This is a genomic window from Luteimonas sp. S4-F44, from assembly GCF_022637415.1.
Lineage (GTDB): Bacteria > Pseudomonadota > Gammaproteobacteria > Xanthomonadales > Xanthomonadaceae > Luteimonas.
Genome location: NZ_CP093340.1, coordinates 2,177,838 through 2,191,065, shown reverse-complemented (window position 1 = coordinate 2,191,065; position 13,228 = coordinate 2,177,838). Strand labels below are relative to the sequence as shown.

Annotated in this window: 11 protein-coding genes and 1 tRNA gene; 8 read left to right on the top strand and 4 right to left on the bottom strand. The window is 71.0% G+C overall.

Annotation, left to right across the window (positions count from 1 at the left end):
- Nucleotides 1–18: 18 nt before the first annotated feature.
- Nucleotides 19–1,269: a glutamate-5-semialdehyde dehydrogenase gene (locus MNO14_RS10045; protein ID WP_241943622.1), complete on the top strand. Its 1,251-nt coding sequence runs from the start codon at nucleotides 19–21 to the stop codon at nucleotides 1,267–1,269.
- A gap of 21 nt (nucleotides 1,270–1,290) precedes the next feature.
- On the opposite strand, the gene MNO14_RS10040 is transcribed toward MNO14_RS10045, so the two are convergent.
- The 3 genes from MNO14_RS10040 to MNO14_RS10030 form a co-directional block, all read right to left on the bottom strand.
- Nucleotides 1,291–2,973: an AMP-binding protein gene (locus MNO14_RS10040; RefSeq protein ID WP_241943621.1), complete on the bottom strand. Its 1,683-nt coding sequence runs from the start codon at nucleotides 2,971–2,973 to the stop codon at nucleotides 1,291–1,293.
- A gap of 245 nt (nucleotides 2,974–3,218) precedes the next feature.
- Complete coding sequence (locus tag MNO14_RS10035) at nucleotides 3,219–4,463, bottom strand: MFS transporter (protein ID WP_241943620.1); 1,245 nt, start codon at nucleotides 4,461–4,463, stop codon at nucleotides 3,219–3,221.
- Between the two features lie 84 nt (nucleotides 4,464–4,547).
- Nucleotides 4,548–4,624 (bottom strand) — tRNA-Pro (locus MNO14_RS10030).
- Nucleotides 4,625–4,807: 183 nt separating this feature from the next.
- Between MNO14_RS10030 and cydD the strand changes: the two genes are divergently transcribed.
- Genes cydD through MNO14_RS10000 form a run of 6 tightly spaced genes read left to right on the top strand, consistent with a single transcriptional unit; the run spans nucleotide 4,808 to nucleotide 12,216 of the window.
- The gene (gene cydD / locus MNO14_RS10025) at nucleotides 4,808–6,526 is read left to right on the top strand and encodes a thiol reductant ABC exporter subunit CydD (protein ID WP_241943619.1); all 1,719 of its coding nucleotides are present in this window, start codon (nucleotides 4,808–4,810) and stop codon (nucleotides 6,524–6,526) included.
- Nucleotides 6,523–8,205 (top strand): thiol reductant ABC exporter subunit CydC, encoded by a 1,683-nt coding sequence (gene cydC, locus MNO14_RS10020; RefSeq protein WP_241943618.1) that lies wholly within the window; start codon nucleotides 6,523–6,525, stop codon nucleotides 8,203–8,205. The genes cydD and cydC overlap by 4 nt, the downstream gene beginning before the upstream one ends.
- A 39-nt stretch (nucleotides 8,206–8,244) precedes the next feature.
- The gene (hisS, locus tag MNO14_RS10015) at nucleotides 8,245–9,630 is read left to right on the top strand and encodes a histidine--tRNA ligase (protein ID WP_241943617.1); all 1,386 of its coding nucleotides are present in this window, start codon (nucleotides 8,245–8,247) and stop codon (nucleotides 9,628–9,630) included.
- Nucleotides 9,627–9,944, top strand: a complete 318-nt coding sequence (locus tag MNO14_RS10010) for a hypothetical protein (RefSeq protein ID WP_241943616.1) — start codon at nucleotides 9,627–9,629, stop codon at nucleotides 9,942–9,944. The genes hisS and MNO14_RS10010 overlap by 4 nt, the downstream gene beginning before the upstream one ends.
- The gene (locus MNO14_RS10005) at nucleotides 9,941–11,857 is read left to right on the top strand and encodes an aromatic amino acid lyase (protein ID WP_241943615.1); all 1,917 of its coding nucleotides are present in this window, start codon (nucleotides 9,941–9,943) and stop codon (nucleotides 11,855–11,857) included. Before MNO14_RS10010 ends, MNO14_RS10005 begins: the two co-directional genes overlap by 4 nt.
- Entirely contained in the window at nucleotides 11,854–12,216 is a 363-nt protein-coding gene (locus MNO14_RS10000) for a hypothetical protein (protein ID WP_241943614.1), read from the top strand. The genes MNO14_RS10005 and MNO14_RS10000 overlap by 4 nt, the downstream gene beginning before the upstream one ends.
- Before the next feature lie 115 nt (nucleotides 12,217–12,331).
- Here the strand turns inward: MNO14_RS10000 and MNO14_RS09995 are convergent, their stop codons facing one another.
- Entirely contained in the window at nucleotides 12,332–12,655 is a 324-nt protein-coding gene (locus MNO14_RS09995; protein WP_241943613.1) for a tetratricopeptide repeat protein, read from the bottom strand.
- Nucleotides 12,656–12,887: 232 nt separating this feature from the next.
- On the opposite strand from MNO14_RS09995, the gene MNO14_RS09990 reads away from it, so the two are divergent.
- Nucleotides 12,888–13,226: a YerC/YecD family TrpR-related protein gene (locus MNO14_RS09990; RefSeq protein WP_241943612.1), complete on the top strand. Its 339-nt coding sequence runs from the start codon at nucleotides 12,888–12,890 to the stop codon at nucleotides 13,224–13,226.
- The last annotated feature ends 2 nt before the right edge of the window (nucleotides 13,227–13,228 follow it).

Here is a 13,228-nt window from a genome sequence, read left to right as displayed (position 1 = left end):
CTCGGCACAGGAGCCGGCATGCAGTCTCTCCGCGATCAGGCCCTGGCGTGCCGCGATGCCGCCCGTTCCTTGGCGGGCCTGCGCACCGCCGCGCGCGATGCACTGCTGCGCGCGATGGCCGATGCGCTCGACGCGCATGCCGAGGCGATCCTCGCGGCCAATGCGCGGGACGTCGCCGCCGCCCAGGCGCGCGGCACCACCGGCGCGTTGCTCGATCGGCTGCGCCTGGACGCGGCGCGGCTGGCGGGCGTGTCGGCCGCGGTCCGCGAGGTCGCCGCGCTGCCCGATCCGGTCGGGCAGGTGACCCGTGACGATGTGCGCCCCAATGGCCTGCACGTGCGCAAGGTGCGCGTGCCGCTGGGCGTGATCGCGATGATCTACGAGGCGCGCCCGAACGTCACCGCCGATGCCGCGGCGCTGTGCATCAAGGCCGGCAACGGCGTGATCCTGCGCGGCGGCAGCGAGGCGATCCATTCCAACACCGCGATCGCCACCGCGCTACGCGAGGCGATCGCCGCGCACGGCGTCGGTCCCGATGCGTTGACCCTGGTGACCGACCTGCGACGCGAGACGATGCTTGCGCTGCTGCAGCTCGTGGACGTCGTCGATCTGGCCATCCCGCGCGGCGGCGAAGGGCTGATCCGCTTCGTCGCCGAGCACGCGCGGGTGCCGGTAATCAAACACTACAAGGGCGTGTGCCATCTGTTCGTCGATGCCAGCGCCGACCCCGAGGTCGCATTGCGGCTGCTGATCGACGGCAAGACCAGCCGCCCCAGCGCCTGCAATGCGCTCGAGACTTTGCTGGTGCATGCCGACATCGCTGCGACGTTCGTGCCGCGCGCGGTACAGGCACTGCAGGCGGCTGGCGTCGAGGTCCGCGGCGATGCACGCATCCGCGCCCTGGCCGGCGATGTCATGGAGGCGAGCGAGGACGACTACGCCGCCGAGTTTCTCGACCTGATCATCGCCGCACGCGTGGTCGACTCGCTCGACGACGCCCTCGCGCACATCCAACGCTTCGGTTCCGACCACACCGAGGTCATCGCCACGCGCGATGACGCCAACGCCGCCCGCTTCGTCGCCGCGCTGCGTGCTGCGGTGGTGATGGTCAATGCGTCGTCGCGCTTCAGCGACGGCGGCGAGCTGGGCCTGGGCGCGGAGATCGGCATCTCGACCACGCGCCTGCACGCCTACGGACCGATGGGCCTGGAGGCGCTGACCATCGAGCGCTTCGTGGTCGAGGGCGCAGGGCAGGTGCGGCGCCCGTAGCGGACAGCGCGGCGCGCGGAGTCAGTCCGACGTGGCGCGCTGGCCTGCGGCGATCTCGCGCATCCGGTACTTCTGCACCTTGCCGGTGATCGTCATCGGGAAGCCGTCGACGAAGTCGATGTAGCGCGGAATCTTGTAGTGCGCGATGCGGCCGCGGCAGAACGCGCGGATCTCATCCGCGGTGGAGGTGGCGCCGTCGGCCAGGCGGATCCACGCGCAGATCTCTTCGCCGAAGCGCGCGTCGGGCACGCCGAACACCTGGACGTCGGCCACGGCCGGGTGGGTGTGCAGGAATTCCTCGATCTCGCGCGGGTAGATGTTCTCGCCGCCGCGGATGAGCATGTCCTTGAGCCGGCCAACGATGCGGCAGTAGCCGTCGGCATCGAGCGTGGCCAGGTCGCCGGTGTGCATCCAGCCATCGGCGTCGAGCACCTCGGCGGTGCGCGCCGGCTCGCCCCAGTAGCCGCGCATAACCGAATAACCGCGGGTCTGCAGTTCGCCGGTTTCCCCGCGCGGCACCACCGCGCCGTCCTTGTCGACGATGCGTACCTCGACATGCGGATGCACCCGGCCGACCGAATCGACCCGCCGGTCGAGCGGGTCGTCGGGCGTGGTCTGGAAGCTCACCGGGCTGGTCTCGGTCATGCCGTAGGCGATGGTGACCTCGGTCATGTGCATGCGCTCGACGACCTTCTTCATGACCTCGACCGGGCAGGGCGAGCCGGCCATGATCCCGGTGCGCAGCGACGACAGGTCGAACTCGCCGAAGCGTGGATGGTCGAGTTCGGCGATGAACATCGTCGGCACGCCGTGCAGGCCGGTGCAGCGCTCGCGCTCGACCGTCTGCAGGGTCGTCAGCGGGTCGAAGCCCTCGCCGGGCACGACCATGCACGCCCCGTGGGTCACGCAGGCCAGGTTGCCCAGCACCATGCCGAAGCAGTGGTAGAACGGCACCGGGATGCACAGTCGGTCGGTCGCGGTCAGGCGCATTGCTTCGCCGACGAACCAGCCATTGTTGACGATGTTGCGGTGGCTCAGCGTTGCGCCCTTCGGCGCACCGGTGGTGCCGGACGTGAACTGGATGTTGATGGCATCGTCCGGGGCCAGCTGGTCCTGCAGTGCCGCCAACCGCGCGTGCGCATCGCTGTCGTCGCAGGCGGCGACGGCGTCGAAGCGCAGCGTGCCGGGCACGTCGTCGCCGTCACCCAGTACCAACACATGCCGCAGCTCGGGCAAGCGGGCGGCATGCAGCGCGCCGGGTGCCGCGCTGTCAAGCTCGGGTGCGAGCTCGCGCAGCAGGCCAAGGTAGTCGGAGGTCTTGAAGGCGCGCGCCAGCACCAGCGCGCGGCAGCCGACCCGGGTCAGTGCGTACTCGAGTTCGTGGGTGCGATACGCGGGATTGATGTTGACCAGCACCAGGCCGGCACGCGCGGACGCGAACTGCATCAGCACCCATTCGGCGCGGTTGAGCGACCAGATACCGATGCGATCGCCTGGTTCAAGCCCCAGCGCGAGCAGGCCGGCGGCCAGCCGTGTGACCGCGGCATCGAATGCACGGTAGCGCAGCCGCACCGATTGCGACGGGACGACCAGCGCCTCGCGATCGGGGTACCGGGCCGCCACGCGCGCGAGCATCGCGCCGACGGTCTCCTCGAGCAGGGGGAAATCGGTGGGGCCGGTGACGTGGCTGGGCGTGTCGTGCATGGCAATCGGCTGCGCTATTGTGAGTGCGCAGGATACGAGGCTCGCTCGAGAAGTTCACGGCGTCGCCGCTGCGGCACGGCCGGCGCGATGCGCAAAGGCAGGTATCCGTCGCCGTCCGCGAGCGCCGATGGTTGCGATTCGCCTTGCTGGACACGGGACGCTGTCAGTTGAGCGCTTTGGGGGTTCTCTTCCAGCTGTTCGGCGGGACCTGCTGATGGCAGGGCGGCGCCGGGCGCGCGTCACCGTTACCAGCTGTCCTCGAGCGCGCGCGGCTTGCAGGCCAGCCAGCCGCCGACCAGCAGCACGGCGACGAAGGCGTAGAGCATCGCGAACGGCCAGCGCCAGCCGCCGGTCGCGCCGTGCAGCACGCCGAACAGCAGCGGGCCGGCGCAACTGAGCGTGTAGCCCACGCCCTGCATGAAGCCCGACAGTGCGGCCGAACCGGCCGGCGTGCGTGTGCGCAGATTGATCAGCGTCAGCGCCAGCGGGAACGTCGACGGGCCCAGCCCCAGTAGCACCACCCACAGCACCGGCGCGGCCATCGGCGCCAACAGCAGGCCTGAGAACGCCGCGATATGGCAGCAGGCGCACAGCAGCACGATCGCGAACGGATTGCGCACCCGCACCGCGAGCGCCGGCATGCCCAGCGCACCGACCAGGCCGAGCGCAGAGAACAACGCCACCATCGTGCCGCCGAACGCGGGCGAGGCGCCGGCCTCGCTGAGCAGGGTCGGCAGCCAGGTGAACATCGCGTAGGTGATCAGCGAGGTGGTGCCGAACATCATCGCCATGCCCCAGGCGACCGGCGAGCGCCACGCCCGGCCGCGTACCCCGCTGGCGGGCGTACTGGGCAGGGCGGTGGACGGGCCGTCGACGCGCACGCCGCTGCCGCGTCGGCGCGCCATCGCCAACAGGCCCACCCACGGCAGCGCCGCAGCCAGCGCGGTCAAGGTCCAGGCGCCGAGCGCCACGCGCCAACCGGCGGCCTCGGCCAGCGGAACGGCAAGCAGCGCGGGCAACATCGTGCCCAACTGCAATACGGTGATATAGAGCGTGGAGACCGCACCGACCCGATCGGGGAAGTAGCGTTTGACCAGCGGCGGCAGCACCACGTTGCCGATGCCCATGCCGGCCAGCGCGACGATCGACCCGGCCATCAGCAGGCCCACGCCGCCGGCGCATGAGCGCAGCGCCAGGCCGGCGGTGGCGAGCAGCATCGCCAGCAAGGCGGTGCGCTCGATGCCGACGCGGCGCGCGAGCATCGGTGTGGTCACGCCGAACAGGGCGAAGGCCGCGGTGGGCAGCATGCCGAGCACGCCAGCGGTGGCCGAGCCGAAACCGAACTGCGTGCCGAGCAGGTCGAGCAGTGGGGTGAGCGAGGTCACCGCGGTGCGCAGGTTGAAGGCCGACAGCGCGATGCCCAGCAGCACGACCAGGCGCACCGTGCGCAGGGCGATCGGTGGACGGGCGGGGTGGGGCGTGGAGGTCATGGCGGGCGGCATCGCATGCCGCGAACCGGGCACGGCCTTCAATAGACGAAAACCGGCGCGACGGCCGGTTTCGGATCACCAGATTGGTCGGGGAGACAGGATTCGAACCTGCGACCTCTACGTCCCGAACGTAGCGCTCTACCAGACTGAGCTACACCCCGACAGGTGAGCCGCGCATTCTACCGATGCACCGGTCATCAGGGCAAGGGGGTCGTGTTCGACGGGGCAATCGGCTTCCGGGCGGAGGGCGGTCGCGTCGTCGGCGCGGCGGGCTGCGATAATAGCGGGCACGACGCGATACCGACAATGGGTCGCCGTCATCCGCTGCTGGATGTTTCCGATTCATGACCTCGCCGCCGCAAGGGAAGGACCGTGCCGGTCCTCGTCGTCTTCGCCTGCAATGGCTCGATGCGCAACTGCTGCCGAGCCGGTCGCGTCACCGCGTCGCCCAGGCCAGCCAGGTGCTTGCCGGCTGGCTGCTGGTGCCGCAGGCCGCGGCGATCGCCTGGGGGCTGGACGCGGCGCTGATCGATGGGCGCGGGCCAGGTGCGCTGCGTGCGCCGCTCGCGCTGCTGGCGGTCACGTTGCTGGCGCGCACGCTGCTGGGATGGCTCGGGCAGCGTGCGGCCGCCGATGCGGTCGAGGACACGCTGACGCGCATGCGCGTGGGGCTGGCGCGTGCGGCGATCGTGCGTGGCCCGGTGTGGCTGCGTGGGCGGCGCAGCGGCGAGTTGGTCGCGCTGTCGACCGGTCATGTCGATGCCGCCGCGCCGTACTTCGGCGGCTATCTGATCGCGCGCGCCGAGGTGATGCTGGTGCCGCCGGTGCTGCTGGCCGCGGTGTTCGCCGCCGACTGGATCGTCGGTCTGTTGCTGTTGGCGGCCGCGCCGTTGGCGCCGTTCTTCATGGCGCTGATCGGCATGCGCGCCGAAGCCGCGGGTCGCGCGCAGCTGTCGGCGCTCGCCAGGGCCGGTGCGCAGTTCACCGACCGCTTGCGTGGGCTCGACCTGATCCGCGTCTATGGCCGCGGCGAGGCCGAACTGGCGCAGGTCGGCGAGGCCGCCGAAACGATCCGTGTGCGCAGCATGCGCGTGCTGCGCATCGCCTTTCTGTCCTCGACCGTGCTCGAGTTCTTCGCCTCGGTCAGCGTCGCGCTGGTGGCGCTGTATTTCGGCTTCAGCTACCTGGGGCTGATCGCGCTGCGCGACGCGCCCCCAACACTGGCGACCGGGCTGTTCTGCCTGCTGCTGGCACCGGAGTTCCATGGGCCGATGCGCCGGTTGGCCGGGCATTACCACGATCGTGCGAACGCGCTGGCCGCAGTCGCCGAGGTCGAGGCCGCGTTCGACGACAGCCGCCCCGCGCTCGATGCGGCGCCGATGGACGACCCGGCGCCGATCGCGACCGGTGCGCCGGCGGTGCGGATCGAGGCGGTCACGCTGCGTCATCCCGGCGCCGCGGTGCCGGCGCTGGCCGGCGCCTCGCGCGACATCCCGGCCGGGCAGCGGCTGGCGATCGTTGCGCCCAGCGGCGGCGGCAAGAGCACGCTGCTCGACGCGCTCGCCGGCTGGCTACCGCCCGAGTCCGGGAGTATCCAGGTGCCGGCCGGTACTCGGATCGCCTTGGCCGGGCAACGGCCGTGGCTGTTTCAGGGCAGCCTGCTCGACAACCTGCGCATCGGCGCGCCGCAGGCCGACGATGCCGCGGTGCGCGAGGCGGCGCAGATCGCGCAGGTCACGCGTTTCGCCGCGCGCCTGCCCGACGGCCTGCACACGCCCATCGGCGAACACGGCTTCGGGCTGTCGGGCGGGCAGGCGCGCCGTGTGGCGCTGGCACGCGCGTTGCTATTACGTCCGCAGCTGCTGCTCCTCGACGAACCGACGGCGTTTCTCGATCCTGCGACCGAAGCCGACCTGCTCGCCGCACTCGGCGCCTCGCTGCGGGACTGCACGGTCATCGTCGCCACCCACAGCCAGGCGGTGATGGACTGGGCCGATGCGGTCTGGCGCTTGCCGGGGCCGCTGGTGGCCTCGGTCGAACCCGCCGTGGAGCCGACGCGATGAGCGCGGTCTCCGATCGCGACATCGCGAGCACCCGTACGCTGCTGCGGCGACATCGCGGGCGCGTGGCCGCGGCGATCGGCCTGCTGGCGCTGACCCTGGTGTCCGGCGTCGCGCTGCTGGGGCTGTCGGGCGGCTTCATTGCCGCGAGCGCGCTGACCTTCGGCACCCTCGGCAGCTTCAACTTCTTCACCCCGTCGGCCGGGATCCGGGCGCTGACCTTCGCGCGCATCGCGTCGCGCTATGTCGAAAAGCTCGCCGGCCATGACGCGATGCTGCGCATCGCCCGCGACCTGCGCAGCTGGTTCTTCGCGCGCGCGCTGCGACTCACGCCCGGCCAGTTGGGGCGGCTGCGCACCGGCGACCTGCTGGCGCGGCTGCTGGGCGACATCGACGCGGTGGACGGTCTGCTGCTGCGCGCCACCGGCCCGCTGCTGGCGCTGCTCGCGCTTGGCGCGGCGGGCTTTGGCGTCGCCGCCTGGCTGCACTCGCCGACCGCGGCCTGGCTGGCGCTGGTCGCGCTGGCCACCGGGCTCGGGGTGCCGTGGCTGGTCGCGCGCGGGCGCTCGGCCGCCGAGGCCGAGCGGGCCCGGCGCCGCGCCGAACTACGCGCCCGCCTGCACGAGCTCTACGACGGCCATGCCGATCTGGCGGCGCTGGGCGTGGCCGATGGCTGGCTGGACCGGGTCGCTCGCGAGGCGAAGGCCGTGGGCGCTGCCGAGCGCGTGCGCCGACGGCAGCTGGCCGATGCCGGCCTGTGGCACGGCCTGGCGACCGGTATCGGCCTGGTCGGCACGCTGTGGATCGTCGCTGTGCCGACACTGGACGGGACATTGCCAGCTGCACATGCAGCGGCGCTGTTCTTCCTCGCGATTGGGTTGTTCGAGGCCTGGGCCGGGGCGGGCCTGGCGTGGCAGGCGTTGCTGGCCGCGCGCGCGTCGATCGCGCGGCTCGACGCGGTGGCCGGCACCGAGCCGATGGTGGTCGATCCCGCGGCGCCGGTGGCCTTGCCGGCGGCCGGCGCGCTGCGGTTCGACGACGTGACCTTCGCTTGGCCGGGCCAGGACCGGCCGGTGCTGCGTGGCCTGACGCTTTCGATCGCGCCGGGCGAGCGCGTGACGATCGGCGGCGACAGCGGCGGCGGCAAGTCCACGCTGGCCGCGCTGTTGCTGCGCAGTGCCGAGCCCGATGCAGGCGTGCTGTCGTTTGGCGACGTCGACCTGCGCACAGTGCGCCAGCGCGACTGGTTCGCGCGGATCGCCTGGTTGCCGCAGAACGCTCCGGTCTTCGCCGGCAGCGTGCGCGACAACCTGGTCTTCGGCGCGCCGCAGGCCGATGACGCGCAGCTGTGGGCGATGCTGGCGCGGGTGCGGCTGGCCGACTGGACGCGCGCGCTGGGCGGGCTCGATGCCTGGGTCGGCGAGGCCGGGATCACGATGTCCGGCGGGCAGGCGCGGCGGCTGGCGCTGGCCCGGGCACTGCTGCGCGATGCTGCGCTGGTGGTGCTCGACGAGCCCACCGAGGGCCTGGACCACGACACCGCCGATGCGCTGCTGCGCGAACTGCCCGATCTGCTCGATGGCCGCAGCCTGCTGCTGATCACCCACGGCGCGGTGCCGCCGGGGCTGGCGGACCGCCATCTGTGGCTGCGCGACGGGCACCTGCAGGCCGACACGCCCTAGAATGGCGCTCTCCCTCCGCACCACCGACGAGCTGCCCGCATGATCAAGCCCCGGACCCCGCCCGGCGTCATGGAACTGTTGCCGCGCGACCAGATCGCATTCCAGCGCATGCTGGACACGATCCGCCGCACGTTCGAGGGCTTCGGGTTCCTGCCGATCGAAACGCCGGTGTTCGAACTGTCGGAGTCGCTGCTGACCAAATCGGGCGGCGAAACCGAGCGGCAGGTCTATTTCGTGCAGTCGACCGGGGCGCTGGCCAAGTCGTCGGAAAGCGGGCAGGCCGACGGCCTGCCCGAACTGGCGCTGCGCTTCGACCTGACCGTGCCGCTGGCGCGCTATGTCGCCGAGCACGAGCACGATCTGGCGTTCCCGTTCCGCCGCTACCAGATGCAGCGCGTCTACCGCGGCGAGCGCGCGCAGCGCGGGCGTTTCCGCGAGTTCTACCAGTGCGACATCGACGTGATCGGCAAAGACACGCTGTCGCCGCGCTACGACGCCGAGGTGCCGGCGGTGATCAGTGCGGTGTTCGCCGCGCTCGACATCGGCGAATTCACGATCCAGCTCAACCACCGCAAGCTGCTGCGCGGCTATTTCGAAGGGCAGGGCATCGACGACGCGCAGCAGATGACTGTGCTGCGCGAGATCGACAAGCTCGACAAGCGGGGCGAGGACGCAGTGCGCGCGACGCTGACCGGCGAGGCGTTCGGACTGTCGGATGCGGTCGTCGAGCGCCTGCTGGCGTTCTCGCGCGTGCGCTCCACCGGCCACGACGATGCGCTGGCCAAGCTCGATGCGCTCGGCGCCGGCACGCCGCTGTTCGAAGAAGGGCGCGACGAACTGCGCGCGTTGCTGGACCAGTTGCGTGCGCTCGGCGTGCCCGAGTCGCGCTACGCGCTGAACCTGTCGATCGCGCGCGGGCTCGATTACTACACCGGCATGGTCTACGAGACCGTGCTCGACGCGCATCCGCAGATCGGTTCGATCTGCTCGGGCGGCCGCTACGACAACCTCGCCAGCCACTACACCAAGTCCAAGCTGCCGGGCGTGGGCATTTCGATCGGCCTCACCCGGCTGTTCTGGCAGTTGCGCGAGGCGGGTCTGGTGCAGACCGCCGACAGCTCAGTCGATGTGCTGGTGACGCTGTTCGACGATGCCGGTCTGCCGGCGGCGCTGGCGCTGTCGCAGCGCTTGCGCAGCGCCGGGCTCAACGTCGAGACCCAGCTCGAGCCGCGCAAGCTCGCCAAGCAGATGCAGTACGCCGACCGCGCCGGCATCCGCTTTGTGGTGATCCGCGGGGACGAGGAAGCGGCCCGCGGGGTGGTCGCGGTCAAGGACCTGCGCCGCGGCGAGCAGTTCGAGGTCGCCGACGACGACCTGCCGCGCACGCTGCTGGTCGAGCGCGAGCAGTGGCAGGCGATGCGATGAACCTGCGGTCGCTGGGGCCTGCGGCCCTGTCGCTGCCGACCCTTCTGTCGTTGGCTGCCTGCTCGCCGTTCGGCACCCGGTTCGAGCGTGTTGCGCCCGGCCTCTATCGCGTCGAGAGTGTCCAGTGCGCGGCGTCCGGCGACCCGACCGAGGTGCTGGCCGATATCGCTGCCGAGGCCGAACGCCGCTGCCGAGGCGGCCATCGCCTCGACGAGACTGTGACATCGCCACTGGGCATCCGCGGCAGTGTCTTCGGTGAATGCCCGGCTGCTCATGTCACCACGACGGTGACCTGCATGGAGTCCACCCGATGAAGGCCATCCGCCTTGACGGCCGCTCGCTGACCCGAGCGCAACTGGTGATCGTCGCGCACGGCGCGCCGGTCGAACTCGACGACCAGGCGCTGCGCGCGGTGGCCAACGCGGCCGACTTCCTCGCCGAGCAGGTGCGCCGCGAAGAACCGATCTACGGCGTGTCCACCGGCTTTGGCAGCAATGCCGACCGCCTGCTCGGCGCGCGCCCGCTGCGCGACGATCTGCCGGGCGCCTCGCCCTCGGGCCGCGCGTTGCACGAGGAACTGCAGCACAACCTCATCGTCACCCATGCGGTCTGCGTCGGTGAGCCGCTGGCGTCCGAGGTGGTGCGCGCGATGCTGTGCATCCGCATCAACACGCTGCTCAAGGGCCATTCGGGCATCCGCGTGGCGACGCTGCAGGCGCTGGCCGACCTGCTCAACGCCGGCATCGTGCCGGTGGTTCCGGGGCTCGGCTCGGTCGGCGCCTCGGGCGACCTGGCGCCGCTGTCGCACCTGGCGATCGTGCTGCTGGGCGGCGGCGAAGCGTTCTTCGAGGGCGAGCGCATGCCCGGCGCGGAGGCACTGCGGCGCGCCGGCCTGGCACCGGTCACGCTGTCGTACAAGGAGGGCCTGGCGCTCAATAACGGCACCGCGCAAATGCTCGCCACCGGTGTGCTGGCGCTGCACCGGCTCGATGCGCTGCTCGACACCGCCGATCTTGCCGCGGCGATGACCATTGATGCCTTCGCCGGCCGGCTCGGCGCGTTCGACGCCGATGTCCACGCGTTGCGTCCGCACCCCGGCCAGATCGAGGTCGCCGCGCACCTGCGCGAACTGCTCGACGGCTCGACGCTGGCCGACATCGCCTATCACCTGGTGCCGAAGTTCCGGCCGTGGCTGCCGTCGAGTTGGGACACCGAAGAAGCCCAGGCGCTGCGCTTCGACATCGGCTGGGACTGGGTGCCGAGCGACCAGCGCCACGGCCGCGAGAAGTTCTACGCCCGGTTCCGGCCGTTCCGCGGCGGCAAGAAGCACCAGCCGCAGGACGCCTATTCGCTGCGCTGCATCCCGCAGGTGCACGGCGCGGTGCGCGACGCGGTCGAGCAGGCCAAGCGCGTGTTCGACGTCGAACTCAACGCGGTCACCGACAACCCGCTGGTATTTCCCGGCCGCGAAGCCGAGCACGTCGAGCAGCAGGTGATCTCGGCCGGCCATTTCCACGGCATGCCACTGGCACTGGCGATGAGCTACGTCAAGGCGGCGATCCCGGTGCTGGCGTCGATCTCCGAGCGCCGCTTGGCCAAACTCGTCGACCCGGCGACCAACGACGGGCTGCCGGCATTCCTGATCGGCAACGAAGACGCCACCGAATCGGGTTTCATGATCGTGCAGTACACCGCGGCGGCGCTGGTCAACGACCTGGCCACCCGCGCGCACCCTGCCAGCGTGTATTCGGTGCCGACCAGCGCCAACGCCGAAGACCATGTTTCGATGGGCACCAACGAGGCGCGCCACGTGCTGGCGATGGCCGACGACCTGGGCAAGGTGCTCGCACTCGAGCTCTACACTGCGGCGCAGGCGCTGGACCTGCGGATGGACATGATCAACGCTGCGCGCGATCTCGCGCGTCGGGCCGATGCCCAGGCGCTGGCGACGAAGGTGCAGGGCGGCCCGGCGCAGGACCGCGCCACGCACGCCGGATTTCTCGACGAGGTCGAGGCGCTGCGCGGCGAGCTGGCCGCATGTGCGCCGTTCCACCCTGGCGCGATTGTTGCCGACGCGCATGCGCGCATCCGCGAGGCCATCCCGTTCCTCGACCGCGACCGAGCGCTCGACGGCGAGGTCGCCGTCGCGGTGCGCCTGGTCGCCGACGGTAAGCTGCTGGGCGTGCTGCCGCGCTGGCGGGTGCCGGCCACCGGGCCTGCGGCGTGAACCTGCCGCTGCACTTCGGCTGGCTCGGGGTGCTGGAGGCCGCGCTGATCGCGATGGCGGTCGGCGCGCTGTGCTACCTGCTGTTCCATTGGTTGGGCGCGCGCTACCGCTGGGCGCACGGGCATTCGATCGCCTGGAGCAGCCTGGGCGCGCTCGCGATCGCGGTCGGCATCGACGCTTGGCACCTGTTCTACATGGGCGTGGTCAAGCTCGAGTCGCCGGTCTACGCGCGCATCGCGCTGCAGAAGATCCACAACCCCGACTTCCTCGCCACGCGCGTGTTCCTGTCCTCGATCGCCGCATTTTCGGGTGTCGCGATGGCCTGGCTGGGGATGCAGGCCCGCGCGCGCGCTGACTGATCGCGCCTGTCTCGCGCGACGTCATGGCACCGCGCGCCTTACAAGAGAACCGGGGTCAGAGTGGATTTTCTTCGAAGAAATCCACTCTGACCCCGGTTTTGTTTTTGGTGGGTGATCAGGCCTTCGAATGCCGTGTGCGTTCTATCCGCCGGAGGAACACTTTCATCTCCTTGGACGACTGCACGTCTCCGCGCCGCACCGCGGCGTTGCGCCCGACGCGCCACGCTGTTTCGGCGTCGTCGTCGTGCCCCAGCGCCAGCAAGGCCTTGCCGAGCAGCTTCCACGCCGCCGAATAGTCCGGATCGTGCCGTGTCGCGGCGGCCAGATGGGTCGCGGCCGCGGCCGGGTCGCCTGCCTGCAGGCAGGCATTGCCCAGCCCGAAGCGCAACAGCGCGTCATCGCGCCCGGCGTCGAGCAGGGCCTGCAATCGTTCGCGCATGGTGCCTCCGGATCTGGAAGGTCGATGCGGGATGTTCGCGGATCGGCGGGCGAGGGTGGTGGAACGCTGCAATCTGGTTGACGACCTCTGCGGACGGCCTGCGGGCCGCCGCGGCGCTCGCGTCGGTGCGCGCTTGTATCGCCGCTGTCTGGCGTTGCCGTCCCGGTTGACTTGGCGCCGGGAATGCGTAATGTACTAGCACGCTATTACATTGATACGTTCAACGACACCCGTGAAGCAACGCCCCGAACCCCTGCCGGACCACGAAGCCAGCGCCTCGCTGCAGGCACTGGCGCGTGCGTTCGCGGCGCTGAAGACCGCTGACGAGGTCGCGCGGTTCCTCGACGACCTGTGCACGCCGGCCGAGCTCGAGGCGCTGGTCGACCGTTGGCGGGTCGTGCCGCTGCTGCAGCAGGGCGTGCCGTATCGCGAAATCCACGAGCGCACCGGCGTCAGCGTGACCACTGTCGGCCGCGTCGCGCGCACGCTCGACCGCGGCGCCGGCGGCTATGCGATCGCCGCGCGCCGGGTGGCGCGTGCCGCGTCGCCCGCGTCCCCCGATTCCCACTGAGG

Bases quoted from the DNA above. Each gene is read 5' to 3' on its own strand.
- MNO14_RS10045 (WP_241943622.1), top strand. From the start codon at position 19: ATGCAGTCTCTCCGCGATCAGGCCCTGGCGTGCCGCGATGCCGCCCGT.
- MNO14_RS10040 (WP_241943621.1), bottom strand. From the start codon at position 2,973: ATGCACGACACGCCCAGCCACGTCACCGGCCCCACCGATTTCCCCCTG.
- MNO14_RS10035 (WP_241943620.1), bottom strand. From the start codon at position 4,463: ATGACCTCCACGCCCCACCCCGCCCGTCCACCGATCGCCCTGCGCACG.
- cydD (WP_241943619.1), top strand. From the start codon at position 4,808: ATGACCTCGCCGCCGCAAGGGAAGGACCGTGCCGGTCCTCGTCGTCTT.
- cydC (WP_241943618.1), top strand. From the start codon at position 6,523: ATGAGCGCGGTCTCCGATCGCGACATCGCGAGCACCCGTACGCTGCTG.
- hisS (WP_241943617.1), top strand. From the start codon at position 8,245: ATGATCAAGCCCCGGACCCCGCCCGGCGTCATGGAACTGTTGCCGCGC.
- MNO14_RS10010 (WP_241943616.1), top strand. From the start codon at position 9,627: ATGAACCTGCGGTCGCTGGGGCCTGCGGCCCTGTCGCTGCCGACCCTT.
- MNO14_RS10005 (WP_241943615.1), top strand. From the start codon at position 9,941: ATGAAGGCCATCCGCCTTGACGGCCGCTCGCTGACCCGAGCGCAACTG.
- MNO14_RS09995 (WP_241943613.1), bottom strand. From the start codon at position 12,655: ATGCGCGAACGATTGCAGGCCCTGCTCGACGCCGGGCGCGATGACGCG.